Annotated in this window: 16 protein-coding genes; 11 read left to right on the forward strand and 5 right to left on the reverse strand. The window is 30.8% G+C overall.

Translation table 11 applies throughout. The annotated features are described in order from the left end of the window. The 4 genes from AB8B90_RS08460 to AB8B90_RS08475 all read left to right on the forward strand — a co-directional run. On the forward strand, positions 1-606 hold a 606-nt coding region (locus AB8B90_RS08460; RefSeq protein ID WP_405335627.1), incomplete at its 5' end, for a TetR/AcrR family transcriptional regulator. Next, a complete protein-coding gene (locus tag AB8B90_RS08465; RefSeq protein WP_405335629.1) occupies positions 603-2270 on the forward strand; it encodes a peptidase domain-containing ABC transporter in 1668 nt (555 codons plus the stop codon). The genes AB8B90_RS08460 and AB8B90_RS08465, both read left to right, overlap by 4 nt. Before the next feature lie 3 nt (positions 2271-2273). Then, a complete protein-coding gene (locus AB8B90_RS08470) occupies positions 2274-3629 on the forward strand; it encodes an HlyD family secretion protein (RefSeq protein ID WP_405335630.1) in 1356 nt (451 codons plus the stop codon). A gap of 6 nt (positions 3630-3635) precedes the next feature. Further along, a complete protein-coding gene (locus AB8B90_RS08475; RefSeq protein ID WP_405335631.1) occupies positions 3636-5051 on the forward strand; it encodes a TolC family protein in 1416 nt (471 codons plus the stop codon). Here AB8B90_RS08475 and AB8B90_RS08480 read toward each other — a convergent pair. Both AB8B90_RS08480 and AB8B90_RS08485 read right to left on the reverse strand, forming a co-directional pair. Further along, complete coding sequence (locus tag AB8B90_RS08480; protein WP_405335633.1) at positions 5048-5782, reverse strand: hypothetical protein; 735 nt, start codon at positions 5780-5782, stop codon at positions 5048-5050. The genes AB8B90_RS08475 and AB8B90_RS08480 overlap by 4 nt on opposite strands. Positions 5783-5916: 134 nt before the next feature. Beyond that, positions 5917-7431: a DEAD/DEAH box helicase gene (locus AB8B90_RS08485; RefSeq protein ID WP_405335654.1), complete on the reverse strand. Its 1515-nt coding sequence runs from the start codon at positions 7429-7431 to the stop codon at positions 5917-5919. 563 nt (positions 7432-7994) lie between these two features. Here AB8B90_RS08485 and AB8B90_RS08490 point away from each other — a divergent pair. Beyond that, positions 7995-8555 (forward strand): ExbD/TolR family protein, encoded by a 561-nt coding sequence (locus tag AB8B90_RS08490; RefSeq protein ID WP_405335635.1) that lies wholly within the window; start codon positions 7995-7997, stop codon positions 8553-8555. Between the two features lie 2 nt (positions 8556-8557). Here AB8B90_RS08490 and AB8B90_RS08495 read toward each other — a convergent pair whose 3' ends face one another. Both AB8B90_RS08495 and AB8B90_RS08500 read right to left on the reverse strand, forming a co-directional pair. Further along, positions 8558-8872 (reverse strand): hypothetical protein, encoded by a 315-nt coding sequence (locus tag AB8B90_RS08495; RefSeq protein WP_405335637.1) that lies wholly within the window; start codon positions 8870-8872, stop codon positions 8558-8560. A gap of 10 nt (positions 8873-8882) precedes the next feature. Further along, entirely contained in the window at positions 8883-10883 is a 2001-nt protein-coding gene (locus AB8B90_RS08500) for a thiamine pyrophosphate-dependent enzyme (protein WP_405335638.1), read from the reverse strand. A gap of 153 nt (positions 10884-11036) precedes the next feature. On the opposite strand from AB8B90_RS08500, the gene AB8B90_RS08505 reads away from it, so the two are divergent. The 6 genes from AB8B90_RS08505 (at position 11037) to AB8B90_RS08530 (ending at position 15456) form a co-directional block, all read left to right on the forward strand. Next, the gene (locus AB8B90_RS08505; RefSeq protein WP_405335640.1) at positions 11037-11984 is read left to right on the forward strand and encodes an isopenicillin N synthase family dioxygenase; all 948 of its coding nucleotides are present in this window, start codon (positions 11037-11039) and stop codon (positions 11982-11984) included. Between the two features lie 58 nt (positions 11985-12042). After that, positions 12043-12375: a translation initiation factor gene (locus AB8B90_RS08510; protein ID WP_405335642.1), complete on the forward strand. Its 333-nt coding sequence runs from the start codon at positions 12043-12045 to the stop codon at positions 12373-12375. A 2-nt stretch (positions 12376-12377) separates the two neighbouring features. Then, positions 12378-13316 (forward strand): DUF1835 domain-containing protein, encoded by a 939-nt coding sequence (locus tag AB8B90_RS08515; RefSeq protein WP_405335644.1) that lies wholly within the window; start codon positions 12378-12380, stop codon positions 13314-13316. Next, on the forward strand, positions 13306-14178 hold the full coding sequence (locus tag AB8B90_RS08520) for a nucleoside phosphorylase (RefSeq protein WP_405335646.1): 873 nt from the start codon (positions 13306-13308) through the stop codon (positions 14176-14178). The genes AB8B90_RS08515 and AB8B90_RS08520 overlap by 11 nt, the downstream gene beginning before the upstream one ends. A 47-nt stretch (positions 14179-14225) precedes the next feature. Beyond that, a complete protein-coding gene (locus AB8B90_RS08525; RefSeq protein WP_405335648.1) occupies positions 14226-15083 on the forward strand; it encodes a substrate-binding domain-containing protein in 858 nt (285 codons plus the stop codon). Between the two features lie 181 nt (positions 15084-15264). Continuing rightward, a complete protein-coding gene (locus AB8B90_RS08530) occupies positions 15265-15456 on the forward strand; it encodes a hypothetical protein (protein WP_405335650.1) in 192 nt (63 codons plus the stop codon). Between the two features lie 32 nt (positions 15457-15488). On the opposite strand, the gene AB8B90_RS08535 is transcribed toward AB8B90_RS08530, so the two are convergent. Beyond that, positions 15489-16154: a uracil-DNA glycosylase gene (locus AB8B90_RS08535; RefSeq protein ID WP_405335652.1), complete on the reverse strand. Its 666-nt coding sequence runs from the start codon at positions 16152-16154 to the stop codon at positions 15489-15491. Positions 16155-16400 lie beyond the last annotated feature (246 nt).

Raw genomic sequence — 16400 nt, forward strand, 5'->3', positions numbered from 1 at the left:
CTTGGTAAGCGAATCATTGAGCATAGTATTTTACTAATAGATGATATTGGCTTTGATAGTTTTACATTTAAAAAGCTCGGTGTAATTATCGGTTCTAATGAAAGTTCTATTTACCGATACTTTGATAGTAAACACAAACTCCTCCTCTATTTGACATCATGGTATTGGGCTTGGCTTGAGTATCAATTAGTGTTTTCTACAACCAATATGACCAATGCCGAAGAGAAATTAGAGAAAGCTATTAACATACTCACTAGGATAATTGAATCTGATTCAACATTTGCCCATATTGACGAAGTCACTTTAAGTCGTGTTGTTATTAATGAATATTCTAAATCATATTTAACAAAAGAAGTTGATGAAGAAAATAAAGATGGATACTTCTCTATTTATAAACGATTAGTAATACGATTACATGACATGATAATCGAAGTAAATCCTAATTATAAATTCCCACATAGTCTGGCTAGTACTGTTCTAGAAGGCGCTTTACATCAGCACTTTTTAAAGGAACACTTTAAATCACTTACAGATTGTGATCAAAATGTTCGTCCTTCAGATTATTTCCAACATTTAGTTTTTAATGCTTTAAACACTAAAAAATGAATAAAAATATATTAACATCTTGGCAACGCTTAATAGGTTTATTAAAGTTAGATCGAAAAGACATTAAGCAAGTGTTTTACTATGCAATTTTTGCAGGAGTTGTTAACCTTTCGCTTCCATTAGGAATTCAAGCAATCATCAATTTAATTCAAGGTGCTCAAATAAGTAGTTCTTGGATTGTTTTAGTTGTATTGGTAACCCTTGGAGTTGCTTTTGTTGGACTTCTTCAATTAATGCAAATGCGAATTATAGAGAATGTACAGCAGAAAATATTTACCAGATCGTCTTTTGAATTTGCGTATCGTTTTCCAAAGATAAAAATGAGTGAATTACGTTATTATTATCCGCCAGAATTAGCAAATCGTTTTTTTGATACATTAACTGTACAAAAAGGGTTGTCTAAGATACTTGTTGATTTTCCAGCAGCCTTATTGCAAATTATTTTTGGTTTAATGTTACTTTCATTTTATCATCCATTTTTTATTATTTATGGAATTTTATTAATCCTATTGATATACGTTGTTTTTAAATTTTCAGCACAACGTGGCTTAGATACAAGTCTTGATGAATCAAAACAAAAATATAAAGTGGCACATTGGCTTCAAGAAGTAGCACGATCTATAATTAGTTTTAAGCTTTCTGGTAAGACAAGTTTAGCACTTACAAAAAATGATAATTTAGTGTCTGAATACTTAGATGCTAGAGAAAGTCACTTTAAAGTATTGATCCAACAATTCATAAAACTTATAGGTTTTAAAATTTTAGTTACTGCAGGATTATTAGTCATAGGTGGATTCTTAGTACTGAACCAACAAATGAATATTGGACAATTTGTTGCTGCTGAAATCATTATCCTTTTGGTAATAAGTTCTGTTGAAAAACTTATTCTTGGACTAGAATCTATATATGATGTATTAACCTCTATTGAAAAATTAGGACAAGTTGTCGATAAAGAAATAGAATCACAAGAAGGTGATGCTGTATGCTCTGATGAAAGATCAATTAAAGTTGAACTTGAAAGGGTAAGTTATATTGTTCCTGAAAGAAATAATCCAATATTGGAAGATGTTTCATTAACTATTGAGCCCAAAGACCGAATATTGATACATGGATCACATGGGTCTGGTAAATCAACTTTACTAAAGCTTATTGCAGGTATTAACGCACCTTCTAAAGGTGGAGTTTTTATTAATGATATTTCGCTTAGCGGCATAAAACTTAACGATTATAGAGCTCTTGTAGGTCAATCTCTTCCTGAGGAGTCTCCTTTTGAAGGCTCGATAAAAGATAACTTAACTTTTGGAGACACGTCAATTACTGATGATGAGATTAGTAAAGTATTGAAAAAGACCTTATTAACCGATTTTGTGAAATCTCAACCTAATGGTTTACGTACGATTTTATATCCTGAAGGGCAGCGATTGTCAACTACAGTATCTAAAAAAATAGTATTGGCAAGAAGTATTTTGAAAAAGCCTAAACTGTTATTACTAAAAGATCCACTAGATCAATTTGATAGTCATGAAACGAAACTCATCATGGATTTTTTAACTGATAAAAATAATCCTTGGTCTCTGGTTGTAGTAAGTTATAATATGGATTGGAAACTTAGCTGTACAAGGGTAATAAATCTTGAAGACGGTAAATTAATATTAAACAAATAAAAGATGCTTAATATTTCACATAATAAACTAAATAAAACGGTAGACTTATCATCATTTAAGTCGGTTCAAAAAGTATTTCATAAAAGACATTTTAAACATTTTAATCGTTTTTTGTTAGCATTTGCTATAACAGGAATTATTATCATGTTTTTGCCATGGACTCAAAACATAAATAGTCGTGGTAATGTTACCACATTAACGCCAGATCAACGCCCACAAACCATTCAATCTCCTATTCCTGGTCGAATTGAAAAATGGTATGTAAAAGAAGGTGATCACGTTAAGAAAGGTGATACTATTTTATTTATTTCAGAAATTAAAAACGAATATTTTGATCCTAATTTAGTAAACAGAACAGGACAACAAATCAAAGCCAAAGAAGCATCTGTTAATTCTTATGGTTTTAAAGTTAATGCACTAAATAACCAAATAGGCGCTTTAACTAGAGAGCGTAAATTAAAGTTGGAACAAGCTGAAAACAAATTATTACAAGCAGGTTATAAAGTACAAAGTGATAGTATTGACTTAGAAGCTGTAAAAATTGATTTAAATATAGCAGAAAGACAGATTGGAGCCATTCAAAACTTATATGACGAAGGTTTAAAATCTCTAACTGAATTGGAAGAAAAACGTTCTAAATTTCAAGAGAAACAAGCTAAATTAGTCTCACAACAAAATAAATACTTAGCCTCGAAAAACGATGTGATTAATGCAAAAATTGAAATTAATCGTGTGAAAGCTGAGTATAGTGATAAAATATCTAAGGCACAAAGTGATAAGTTTACTGCGCAATCTAAAGGATTTGATGCTGAAGCTCAGGTAACAAAATTAGAAAGTGATTTTACCAATTACGAAATTCGTAACGATCTCTATTACATAAAAGCACCACAAGATGGTTTTATAAATAAAGCAATTAAAGGAGGTATAGGAGAAACGTTTAAAGAAGGTGAACAGCTTGTTGGTATTATGCCTGCAAATTACGACTTAGCTGTAGAAATGTTTGTAGACCCTATTGATTTACCTTTAGTTCACATTAATGAAGATGTACGAGTTCAATTTGATGGATGGCCAGCAATAGTCTTTAGTGGATGGCCTAATATCTCTTACGGAACTTATGGTGCAAAAGTAGTTGCAATTGAAAATTTCATTAGTGCCAATGGTAAATTTAGAGTGCTTTTAGCACCAAATGAAGAAGATCATGAATGGCCAGAAGCTATTCGAGTTGGCTCTGGAGCTATGACAATTGCACTATTAGAAGACGTTCCTATATGGTTTGAATTGTGGCGAAAACTAAATGGATTCCCTCCTAACTATTATCAACCTGAAGGGAGTTCTAAAGGTAAATCCAACAAAAAATAAGCAATCATGAATAGATATCTTAATATCGCATTCTTATGTATAACGACACTTACATTTTCTCAAGAGCAAACTCAAGTTCAAGACACGCTTTTACTAAGTTTTAGTGAGTATTTAGGTTATGTTAAAAAGTTTCATCCCATAGCTAAACAAGCAGAGTTAACCATTCAGATTGGTCAAGCAAACTTGATGAAAGCTCGTGGTGGATTTGACCCTAAAGTTGAAGTCGATCATAACCGTAAAAAGTTTAAAAACACAGAATACTTCGATCAACTTAACGCGACATTTAAGATACCAACTTGGTATGGTATTGAACTTAAAGGTAATTTTGAGCAAAATGAAGGAAGCTTTTTAAATCCTGAAGCTTTCGTTCCTGATGATGGCTTATATAGTGCTGGAATTTCCGCTTCTTTAGGACAAGGTTTATTCATAAATAAAAGAATGGCTGATGTAAAAAAAGCTAAGTATTTTAGAGAGCAAACACTTGCGGATCGAGAGATATTAGTAAATCAAATTTTATACGATGCTTCAATCGCCTATTTTAATTGGCTGCAAGCTTACACTGAAGTTAAAACTTATGAGCGATTTTTAAGTAATGCAACAATTCGTGCCAATGGTGTATCACGTAGTGCTGAAGCTGGTGATAAAGCAGAAATTGATGTCACTGAAGCCAATATTACTGTTAAAAATAGAGCTTTAGGATTAGAGCAATCTAAAGTAAAATTAATGAAAGCTGCATTAGAGCTATCTACTTTTTTATGGTTGAATGACAATATTCCTGTCGAAGTTCAAGAAAATGTCATTCCAGATTTAGGTATAGAAGCTACAATTGATGATGTGCTAGAAATTTCTGGTTTACCACTAACAGATTTTGTTTTGGAAAACCATCCGAAGCTAAAGTCTTTATCTATGAAGTACGAAGGTTTAGAGGTTGATAAACGATTAAAGGCTAACAAATTGTTGCCTATTGTAGATATTCAATATAATTTTCTAACCCAAGATCCAGATATTGCAAGATCTTTTAATAGCAATACATACAAAGGCGGATTTAATATCGCGTTTCCACTATTCTTAAGAAAAGAACGTGGTGATTTAAAGCTCGCGAAATTTAAACTTCAAGATTTAAAGTTTGATATTGATAATGAGCGTATTAATATTCAAAATAAGGTCCTTGCAACTTACAGAGAATTAGAATCTTTTGAAACCCAAAATCAACTAATAGAGGAAATTGTTACAGATTACACAACTATGTTAAATGCAGAAGAACGTAAATTTAGCTTTGGTGAAAGTTCAATTTTCTTGATTAATTCTCGAGAAAAAAGTTTAATTGACTCTCAATTAAAAGCCATTTCACTTCAAAACAAATATTTAAAAACAAAGGCTAAATTATTTAATAGCTTAGCAAGAGATTTAGAAAACCTTTAATTGCCTTCGTTTTGAGTTTCCTCTTGCACTTGTTGTTTTGTCTTAGGAAAGTCGTTACTTTTTATAATCAGTATTTTAGCTTTTACACCTGTGAGTAGATTCCATTGCTTCGATGACACTAATACTTTGTTATCATCATATACTAAGAATTCAGCAGTATTGGGACCAGAATCACCTTGATTTAAGGCTATGAAAACAACGGTATTAATACCTTCTTTTAAGGGGATATCAAAAGATTTATAATTTCCTGTGAGCAACAAACTAGGAATAAATATTTCATCATTAACAACGACTTGAACGACATCTCCATCAGGATATTCATGATCTCTACACCTTATGTTAGCAAATTCTGCGTTTACTCTAACATCACCTAAAAACAAATCAGACATGGTTTTTATTCTTAAGCCTTGCTCCTCTAGCTTTGCGTTGTAACGTTTTTCAAAAATTTCTCCTGGATTTCTTAATTTGTTATCGTCAAACATTGAAAATTCTTTTTTTTCAGGTTTGAGTTCTCTAACTTTTACTGGAATACCATTGATGTTTTTATCAGTTTTTGTAATTCCTAGTTTAGAATTTGGCTTTATTTTAAATTCTGTTGGTGTAGTATCTTTTTCTTTGGTTTCTTTAGCGGGAATTTTAATAGACTTATTCTCGTTATCTGGAGGATTAGATTGTCCACTAACGAGAGTTGTCACACATAAAAAAAATATGAATAGAATTTTAAGCTTCATGTACACTATAGATTGATAGCAATTCAAAAATCAAAAACTGTTCCTTTATTTCAAAATAACAACTTTCAGTTTGAAAAATTTCAATATTAACACTTTATTTGGGTGTTATTGTTTTGTTAAGTCGTAGCTTATTTTTAAAACTTACCGTTAAAACTAAGTCGAAGTTTACGTGTGTATTCTTCTAATAACCAGTCTTTATAATTTTTAGTACTATTCATAATACAATAACAATATTGCTTAATTCGATAGCATATGTCGTCATGTAGAAGCTTTGCAAGCTCTCGTGCTTCAAAAACATCTTCGCTGTTAGCAATGACTAATTCAGAATGTTGTGCTATTGAATTTTCAATAGCTTTCATTGATTTTTGACCTTGTCGTGTTACTTTCTTATATTCTTCCTTGATGTCAAAATCATCATTTGGATTTTTCTTAAATCGCTTTCTGAGTGAATCTGGCATTTCATAAATAAAATCACGTTCAATATCTTCATCATTTCTTAGATTTTCTAAATAGTAATCAGGATTCTTGAAAATGTGTTGCCAATCTACTGGTTGACTCCATGGCCCAAAACGTATGACGTTATTTCCTAGATCAATAACTTTAAAAGTATTTTTGTTCTCATGTATTCGTGAGCCTCTACCAATCATCTGGAAGTATAATGTTAAAGATCGAGTAGCTCGATTTAGGATAATTGAATCAACAGAAGGTTCATCAAATCCCGTAGTTAAAATACTCACAGAGGTTAAAATACCATCAGGTGTATTTTTAAACCAATTTAAAATGTCTTTACGATCTTGTTTTGATGACGTATTATCTAGATGTCTGATGTTATAACCAGCGCGTTTAAAAGTATAATAGACTTCTTTTGAAGTGTTAATACCATTATTAAAAATAAGTGTCTTTTTTCGTTTTGATAACTCTTCATAAGCAAATAGTAATTTGCCTTGCATAGTTGCATTTGTGTAAAGCGCTTCAGAAGATTTTACTGTATAATCACCATTTATACCAATCTTTAAACTGTTAAGCGATACATCATAATTATAAACATCTGCAGTTGCAAGAAATCCGTTTTTGATTAATGTAGAAATATCATCACCAACAATAAGTTCTTTGTAATTATCCTTCATTGGCAGTTTGATGTTACTACTCAAAGGTGTTGCAGTAACTCCAAGTATAAAGCACTTATCAAAAAACTTAAATAACTTTCTGAAGGAATTATAATGTGCTTCATCAATAATGACAAGACCAATATCCTCTAACTTAAGTTTTTCGTCATTTAAACGGTTATTTAAGGTTTCTACCATGGCAACAAAACATTCATACTGGTCTTGATCTGGTAGTTCTTTAACTTTACTATTGATGATTTTATTATTTACATCAAACCCATGTAAGACTTTAGAAGTCTGTTTACACAATTCAATACGATGTGTAAGAATTACAACTTTCTTTTTGTGTTTATTAATATAACGTCTTACAATTTCAGAGAAAATAACAGTTTTACCACCACCTGTTGGAAGTTGGTATAATAGATTATAGTTATCTGGAGCGTTTTCTAAGACATCAAAAATGCGATTAAGATCTGCGATTTGATAGTCATACAGGCTCTTTTTTGCAATTTTTTGGTTTTCTATTTCTAAGGTTGAGGACATATAATTAATAGCTTCTGAAAAAAAAATTCTCACAAAATTAAGGTTTTATAAGGTTATCAAGGCACATTGTTAAAAACAAATGAAAAAAATATAATTCTTTTGAAAAAGACAGCCTTATGCTCGATGATAACATCTTTAATTTGTTAAAATATGTTAAATAATTACTTTGTTATGCATAGTACTGTAACAATTTTAAAATAATGTCGTCTATCTAGTATAATCATCAATTAAAAAAAAACAAATAATCATGAGAACTTTAAACAACAATCAATTAACAAGTACTAGAACAGAAACAAAAACATTTACTTGGAATCAAAAAAGACGTTATAGATAATTAACTATAACAATTCATCAATCAAAAAATCAATCTACCATGAAAGCTTTAACAAGAATAATCAATACGTCGCATACGGTTAACGACGATTTAAATACCGTAAAATAGAAACATATTTGAGTTAGTTTTAAATTATAAGGCATTTAAGAGTTATATTCTTAAATGCCTTTTTTATTTTGAATGTGGTATCATTATTGAGCGTCTTTTATAAATCATAACATTAAAAATCATGAGAAATTTAAGACACTCTACACCTCAAGTTAATGCTGGATCAATGGCAGATATTGCATTTTTATTGCTTATCTTTTTTTTAGTCACTGCAGTTATTCCTAAAGATAAAGGGATTAACAGACAATTACCTGCACCTTGTATCCCAGGAGATATTTGCGATACGCAGATTAACAAACGTAACATGTTAGAAGTTAGAGTCAATTCTAAAAATGAATTATTTGTAGAACATGACGTTGTAACTATTGACGAATTAAAAGGAATAGCTAAAGATTTTTTAGATAATAATGGTGATAAATCTTGTGATTATTGTAATGGTGAAACATTAAAATCTTCATCTGATAATCCGAAAGCAGCAGTGATTTCTTTAAAAAATGATATAGGAACTTCTTACGGATTTTATATTAAAATTCAAGATGAACTAACAAAAGCGTATTATGAACTCAGATCAAATTATGCAAAAGTTGTATTTAAAAAGTCGGTTAAAGAATTAACAAAAAGCGAGTTAGATCAAGTACGAAGAGCTTATCCATTTAAGCTTTCGGAGGCAGAAATAAAATAATTTTATTTTGAATAATTTAGAAGTTCAATAATAATATTAATAACAGAAACTACTAGTAATGCCATTAATATAGAATTAAGTATCAAAGCAATAATCTTTTGTTTTGTCTTAGGTTCATCTTTTGTTTTTAATGCAAAAACAAATCCGACAATAGTCATGAAAAAGACTAACAGTATAAGGATTCCACTTGTAATTGAATAAGTAGAAATTCCAATTAACTCAGAGTTTGCTAATGATTTGAGAATAATAAAAAGCACGATTAAGACGATACAGAATATTGCAGATTTAAGTGCTTTCTTGGTGTTTTTATTATTCATGACTCAAAAATTAATAAGCTAATAAATCTTTTAAAGCAGTTTCAAATCGGCCTTTGGCCATATATTGATCCTCTAACTGATTGATAAAAGGAATTGGAGTTTCTAGACTTGCAACCCGTTTAACTGGAGCATCTAAATATTCAAAACAATGCTCCATAATTAAAGCAGAAACATCACTTGCAATTCCACCAAACATAGAATCTTCTTGAAGTATGATTGCTCTTCCTGTCTTACGAACAGAATTATAAATAGTTTCAGTATCTAGCGGTTGTAAGGTTCTAAGGTCAATAAGATCTGCATTAATATCAATATTATTTTCTAAAGTACTTAAAGCCCAATGGACTCCTGCTCCATAGCTTATAATAGTGACATCTTTTCCTTCTTTCAATACTGAAGCTTGTCCAAAAGGTAATGTGAAATAATCTGTAGGTACATCTTGTCTAATACTTCTATACAATGCTTTATGTTCAAAAAACAATACTGGATTAGGATCATTAATTGCAGTCGCAAGCAGGCCTTTCGCATCATATGGGAAAGCAGGATATACAACTTTTAATCCAGGAGTTTTAGTAAACCAAGCTTCATTAGTTTGAGAATGAAATGGTCCAGCTGCAACGCCACCACCACATGGCATTCTTAATACAACATCAGCATGTTGATTCCATCTGTAGTGAGATTTTGCTAAATAATTTACCACAGGATTAAAACCAGAAGTAACAAAATCTGCAAACTGCATTTCAACAACAGCTTTCATCCCAGCAATAGATAGTCCCATTCCGGCTTCAACTATTGCAGACTCACATATAGGAGTATTACGAACACGTTCTTTACCAAAAGCTTTTACAAAACCATCAGTAATTTTAAAAACACCTCCATATTCAGCAATATCTTGACCCATGATTACTAGATCCTTATGTTGTTCCATAGATTGCTTAAGTCCAAGGGAAATTGCATCAATTAAACGTAATTCTTCTGTTTTCGTTTTTGGCTTAACCTCCTTATATTCAAAAGGTTTGAATACATCATTTAACTCTGTAGTTAAATTTGCCTCAATTGGAGCTTCATCAAACGCAATTTTTAAATTTTCATTGATTTCGTGAACTATTCCTTCTTTAATTGCAACCTCTTGTTTTTCGTTTAAAATCTTTTCATCCTTTAGATACGCTTGAAAATTTTCAACAGGATCTTTTTTGGCCCATGCTTGCATTAATTCTTTAGGGACATACTTTGTACCACTAGCCTCTTCATGCCCTCGCATTCTAAACGTTTTAAACTCGACTAAAATTGGTCTTGGACGCTTACGAATACTTTGGGCTAGTTTTTTTATTTTAGTGTAAACTTCAACAACATTGTTTCCGTCAAGCACAAATGATTCCATTCCATATCCTTTTCCTCTGTCGGCAATATCTTTACAACGATACTGCTCACTGGTAGGAGTTGACAACCCATAACCGTTATTCTCAACACAGAATAATACAGGTAATTGCCATACAGATGCTACATTTAGTGCTTCGTGAAAATCACCTTCACTTGTACCACCTTCTCCTGTAAAAACAGCTGTAACTTGTTTTTTGTTTTTTAGTAAACTTGCCAATGCAATACCATCAGCTACTCCAAGCTGTGGACCAAGATGAGAAATCATCCCAACAATATTGAAATCTTGAGTCCCAAAATGAAATGAACGATCTCTGCCTTTAGTAAACCCATTGGCCTTTCCTTGCCATTGACTAAATAATCTGTGTAAAGGAATCTCTCTAGTGGTAAATACTCCAAGATTTCGATGCATAGGTAATATGTACTCATCTGTATTGAGTGCCATTGTAACACCTACAGAAATGGCTTCTTGCCCAATGCCAGAAAACCATTTTGATATTTTTCCCTGACGTAAAAGAATAAGCATTTTCTCTTCTATGAGTCTAGGCTTAAGCATATGTTTATAAAGCTTTAAAAGCGTTTTATCGTCCAAATTCTTTTTATCAAAAGTTATTGTACTTCTAATGGAAGTGAGCATAGTAATTGTATTACATTTATAAATCAAAAGTAACTAAAAATTGATTGAAAAGACTTCAAACTCATTTTTTTTTAAGCTTACAAATGCTATATGAATTTACCGATGTTTTCGTTATTTTTGTAGTATTGCAGTTATAACATAATATTATTGAAGATGGATAGAATACCTAGCGTTAACCTTGAAGATTTTATTTCAGGAGACCCAATTAGAAAACAAAAGTTTATTGATGAAATAGGAAAAGCCTATGAAGACATTGGATTTGTTGCATTAAAAGGACATTTTTTAGATGATACTTTAGTGGATAAGTTATACAGTGAAGTTAAGAACTTTTTCAGTTTGCCTATTGAAGCCAAACGTAAATATGAAATTGAAGGTATTGCTGGACAACGTGGCTATATTTCTTTCGGAAAAGAAAGTGCTAAAGGAAAAAAAGAAGGCGATTTGAAAGAATTTTGGCATTTTGGACAATATGTTGATGATGATCCAGAACGTGCAAAAGAATATCCTGAAAATGTATCAGTTGATGAATTACCTGAATTTAATAAGGTAGGAAAGGAAACCTATAGCATGCTTGAAAAAACAGCTAAGTATGTACTTAGAGCCTTAGCTTTACATCTAGATTTAGAAGAAACGTATTTTGATAATTTTATACACAACGGAAATTCTATATTAAGACCAATACATTATCCACCTATTACATCTGAACCTGAAAATGCAGTCCGAGCTGCAGCACATGGTGATATCAATTTAATCACTCTACTAATGGGAGCTCAAGGTCGAGGATTACAAGTTCAAAATCATAAAGGTGATTGGATTGACGCAATTGCAGAACCAGATGAATTAATGATAAATGTTGGTGATATGTTATCAAGACATTCTAACAATAAATTAAAATCTACCATACATCGTGTTGTAAATCCACCAAGAGAACTTTGGGGAACTTCAAGATATTCTATCCCGTTTTTTATGCATCCAATTAGTGAAATGAAACTAGATGTCCTAGAAAGTTGCATCGATGAAGATAATCCTAAACAGTTTGACGATATTACTGCTGGTGAATTTTTAAATGAACGTTTGATTGAACTTGGATTAAAAAAATAATAAGATGTTTTTTGAGTGTTATCATAATTACGCTCTTCATGACATGTACCATTAAGCTATGGATTTACAAGATCAATTAAAAAATTTATTTCCAGATCATACTACTGAAAATGTTTCCGAAGAAAATACTCCTGATGATACAGGTATTTGGCTTCAACAGGAACCAATTATTTGTAAATATGAAAAGCGCAAAGGAAAACCAATAACAATACTTGAAGGGTATACAGGAGCTGATAAAGATTTTAAATTACTTGCTAAAGAACTAAAACAAAAACTAAGTGTTGGAGGTAGTTTTAAAGATGATAAAATCATAATTCAAGGTGATTACAGAGATAAAATTATGCAGATTTTAAAAGACAAAGGTTTTGCAGTAAAACGTGTTGGAGGCTGATTATGAATAAAACACTTCATATTACTAATGGAAACTCACTAACTGAGGTTTTAGATGAATTAGAAATTAAAGGTGACATTTTAACTTGGCAGGAAATGCTATGTGAAGGTCCAACGTTATCACACATCGATTCTGAAGCTTTCATTGAATTACGACAACAGTTTTTAAATGAGTTTTATAATATTGAAGTAAATGTTGAAGAACTCAAAAGAGAACTAAATAAATTAAATACTATAGATGATTATAAAGAAATCGTGCTGTGGTTTGAATACGATTTATTTTGCCACATTAATCTTTTAGGCGTAATCACTTTATTACATCAAAAAGCAATTCATCTTCCACTCTATTTAGTTTGTAGTGGTCGAATTGAAGGTGAAAAAAACATGAAAGCTTTGTTTGAACTAACACCAATTCAGTTATTAAAGCATTATGATGAACGAGTTAAATTAACAGAAATCGATAAAGATTTAGCCATAACCTTATGGCGAACCTATTGTGGAAAAGACCATAATCTTTTGAAGCATTACATAACTAAAGAATCGTCTTTTAAATACCTTAGTAATTGTTTGAAAGCTCATTTAAGACGCTTTCCTGATTCTAAAAGTGGATTGAATATTCTTGAAAAAAACATTTTAGAAATCGTAAGAGATAATAACATAAAATCAAAACATCATTTGCTTGGTTATATTTTAAACTATCAAGGGTTTTATGGTTATGGTGACTTACAATTTGAACGAATGATTAATAAATTGTCTATATTTTTTGATCATAACAACGACCAACTGAAACTTAATAGACAAGGTCACGAAGCACTTATAAAAATTCATAATGTCGCTTTAGAAGTTAATAACAATATGACTTATGGTGGATTGAATCGATTAGATTTTCAATTCAATAAAGATGAAAATAAACTTGTAAAAACTATTATCAATGTCCATTAAAAACTCTGAATTAATACTAAATCCTGATGGTAGTGTTTATCACTTAAATCTTAAACCAGAACACATTTCCGACACAATTATTTTTGTAGGAGATCAAGATCGTGTTGAAAAAATCACAAAGCATTTTGATAGTATAGAGTTTACAACTCAAAAACGAGAATTTAAAACTCAAACTGGTTATTACAAAGGCAAACGCATCTCCGTAATTTCAACAGGAATTGGACCAGATAATATTGATATTGTACTTAATGAATTAGATGCTTTAGTAAATATTAATTTAGAGACACGCAAACCAAAAACCAACTTAACGAGTTTAAACATTATACGAATTGGAACTTCAGGATCACTTCAAACAGATGTCCCTGTAGATTCATTTGTAATTAGTACTCATGGATTAGATATAAATGGCATGTTACATTTCTATCAAATTGATAATATTTGTAATCCAGAAATTGAAGATGTATTTATAAATCACACCAATTGGGACAAAAACAAAGCAAGACCAATTATAATTGATAATAGTAAGACTTTAGAGAATTGTTTTGACAGTGAGCTTGTTTTTAAAGGAATGACAGGAACGGCAGGCGGATTTTACGGACCACAGGGACGAGTTTTAAGATTACCACTTCAAGATGCAACATTAAATTCTAAGCTAGATAATTTTTCATACAAAGATTTTAGAATTACAAACTTTGAGATGGAAACTTCAGTTATTTATGGTTTGTCTAAGTTATTAGGTCATGAAGCATTGTCATTAAGTGCAATTATTGCAAACAGACCAAATGGAGATTTCAGTGAAAACCCAAAACAAACTGTAGAAAATTTAATCCTGTATGCTTTAGAGCGTATTGTAAATATCTAATTTAATCACACATCTAAATATGTAACTTACATGTTTAGAATTATACTATGAAAAAAATAAATATTGGTGGTGTTCCAGAGCATTTTAATCTGGCTTGGTATTTAACGCTCAAAGATGGCGCTTATAAGGAGAAAGGAATCAACCTGAGATGGAAAGATTACTTTGGTGGCACTGGAGCTATGAATAAAGGCCTAAGAGAAGGAGAAATTGATATGGCTGTTATTCTTACTGAAGGAATAATTAAAGACATCATAGATGGTAATCCGAGTAAAATAGTACAAACCTTTGTGCAATCACCTTTAATTTGGGGAATTCATGTTGCTCACAATTCTGAATATAGAACTATTGAAGATTTGAAAGGGACTAAAGCTGCAATCAGCAGATACGGTTCTGGATCTCATTTAATGGCATATATAAATGCTGAAAATAATAAATGGAATTTAGAAAAGGATTTAGATTTTGAAGTTATTAGAAATCTAGATGGAGCTGTTGAGGGTTTAACTAATGGTACTGCAGATTATTTTATGTGGGAAAAATTTACCACAAAACCTATCGTTGATGATGGTGTATTTAGACGAATCAATGATTGTCCAACACCTTGGCCTTGTTTTGTTATTGCTGTTAATACTGACTTTTTAAAAACAAACGAAGATGATGTGAAAACCATTTTAAATATTATCAATAAAACAACTAAAGAATTTAAGTCCATACCAAGCATAGACACTACAATTGCTAATCGTTATGACCAAAAATTAGAAGACGTACAAGAATGGTTGTCTTTAACAGAATGGTCTCAAGATGTTATTGATGAAACTACCATAATGACAGTTCAAGACAAACTACTTGAATTAGAGATTATTCCTAAATCAATTAGCTACACCGAATTGATACATGATTTAAAATAAAAAAGGGTAGGAATTTTACTTCCATCATTGTTATATCTATTAATAACAAACTTATTTTAATAGAACAGGTTTTAACAAAAGATTAATGTTTTTACTCTTAAGTTTCTATTTTTCAAAAATTTAGTTACATTTGTTAAGACCAGATTACGCTATTAACCTAACAAACTTGAAGAATATGATTATGATAATTACTCTAACTCTATCTTTCTTAGTTGCCTTAAATTTCATACTACTAATATTTAGTTGTAATAAAACCACAAAGCGAGTTAGCAGTGAAACTACTACAACTATAAAAGCTACAAAAGTGGTTAAAGCTTCACTTTCTACAAAGAAAATGACCACAAGAACTCAATTGGCTCCTACTGGAAGTTAAATTATTTTATCCAATTAACTTAATATTATTCACTACCAGTTAATAGGCTGAAGATTGTTTTCTATTAAAAAACGATTCGTTTTACTAAAATGTTTATTCCCAAACCAATAACCTCTATTTGCACTTAATGGAGACGGATGACCTGAGGTTAAAACATAATGCTTATGAACATTGATAAGTTTAGATTTTTGTTTTGCAAATCCACCCCATAACAAGAAAACAACATTGCTTTTTTTATCACTTATAGTCTTAATAACAGCATTTGTAAATTGCTCCCAACCTTTTTTTTGATGGCTACCTGCTTGATTAGCTTTAACTGTGAGTGTCGCATTTAACAATAATACTCCTTGCTTGGCCCATTCTTCTAAATTTCCAGTTTGAGGATACGTAGTTTTTAAATCATTTTCAAGCTCTTTAAAAATATTAATTAATGAAGGCGGATGAGTCACACCATCATTAACAGAAAATGACAAGCCATTAGCTTGATTAATTCCATGATACGGATCCTGACCAATGATTACAACTTTCAAATCATCAAAATGACAGAAATTAAATGCATTAAATATTTTGTCTAAAGGAGGATAACATATGTTTTTTTCGTATTCAGCTTTTACATATGCAGTTAAAGTTTCAAAATATGAAGAATTGAATTCGTCAAGTAGTACCTTTTTCCAGCTTTCATGTATGTTTAAGTTCATTTTATCTAAAAAAAAAATACTATTATCTAAAATATGAAAAATGTCATAAAATTGTATAAACAAATATACTATATTCGTTTTTGTAAAACCTACCAGTCATGGAAAAAGCAATTATAGAAAGAGTACAAGGTATTTTAAATACACCTCTACAGGATATAAAAACTATTGAAAACATTTCTCATGATGATTTCTTTAAAGACTACTTAAAAAAGAATACACCAGTAAAAATCACTAAAATGATGGATC

Origin of the sequence: Psychroserpens sp., from assembly GCF_045105015.1 — a bacterium.
Lineage (GTDB): Bacteria > Bacteroidota > Bacteroidia > Flavobacteriales > Flavobacteriaceae > Psychroserpens.

What these genes read in the sequence shown, in the direction of transcription:
- AB8B90_RS08465 (WP_405335629.1), top strand. Translation starts at nt 603, where the DNA reads ATGAATAAAAATATATTAACATCTTGGCAACGCTTAATAGGTTTATTA.
- AB8B90_RS08470 (WP_405335630.1), top strand. Translation starts at nt 2,274, where the DNA reads ATGCTTAATATTTCACATAATAAACTAAATAAAACGGTAGACTTATCA.
- AB8B90_RS08475 (WP_405335631.1), top strand. Translation starts at nt 3,636, where the DNA reads ATGAATAGATATCTTAATATCGCATTCTTATGTATAACGACACTTACA.
- AB8B90_RS08480 (WP_405335633.1), bottom strand. Translation starts at nt 5,782, where the DNA reads ATGAAGCTTAAAATTCTATTCATATTTTTTTTATGTGTGACAACTCTC.
- AB8B90_RS08485 (WP_405335654.1), bottom strand. Translation starts at nt 7,431, where the DNA reads ATGTCCTCAACCTTAGAAATAGAAAACCAAAAAATTGCAAAAAAGAGC.
- AB8B90_RS08490 (WP_405335635.1), top strand. Translation starts at nt 7,995, where the DNA reads ATGAGAAATTTAAGACACTCTACACCTCAAGTTAATGCTGGATCAATG.
- AB8B90_RS08495 (WP_405335637.1), bottom strand. Translation starts at nt 8,872, where the DNA reads ATGAATAATAAAAACACCAAGAAAGCACTTAAATCTGCAATATTCTGT.
- AB8B90_RS08500 (WP_405335638.1), bottom strand. Translation starts at nt 10,883, where the DNA reads ATGCTCACTTCCATTAGAAGTACAATAACTTTTGATAAAAAGAATTTG.
- AB8B90_RS08505 (WP_405335640.1), top strand. Translation starts at nt 11,037, where the DNA reads ATGGATAGAATACCTAGCGTTAACCTTGAAGATTTTATTTCAGGAGAC.
- AB8B90_RS08510 (WP_405335642.1), top strand. Translation starts at nt 12,043, where the DNA reads ATGGATTTACAAGATCAATTAAAAAATTTATTTCCAGATCATACTACT.
- AB8B90_RS08515 (WP_405335644.1), top strand. Translation starts at nt 12,378, where the DNA reads ATGAATAAAACACTTCATATTACTAATGGAAACTCACTAACTGAGGTT.
- AB8B90_RS08520 (WP_405335646.1), top strand. Translation starts at nt 13,306, where the DNA reads ATGTCCATTAAAAACTCTGAATTAATACTAAATCCTGATGGTAGTGTT.
- AB8B90_RS08525 (WP_405335648.1), top strand. Translation starts at nt 14,226, where the DNA reads ATGAAAAAAATAAATATTGGTGGTGTTCCAGAGCATTTTAATCTGGCT.
- AB8B90_RS08530 (WP_405335650.1), top strand. Translation starts at nt 15,265, where the DNA reads ATGATAATTACTCTAACTCTATCTTTCTTAGTTGCCTTAAATTTCATA.
- AB8B90_RS08535 (WP_405335652.1), bottom strand. Translation starts at nt 16,154, where the DNA reads ATGAACTTAAACATACATGAAAGCTGGAAAAAGGTACTACTTGACGAA.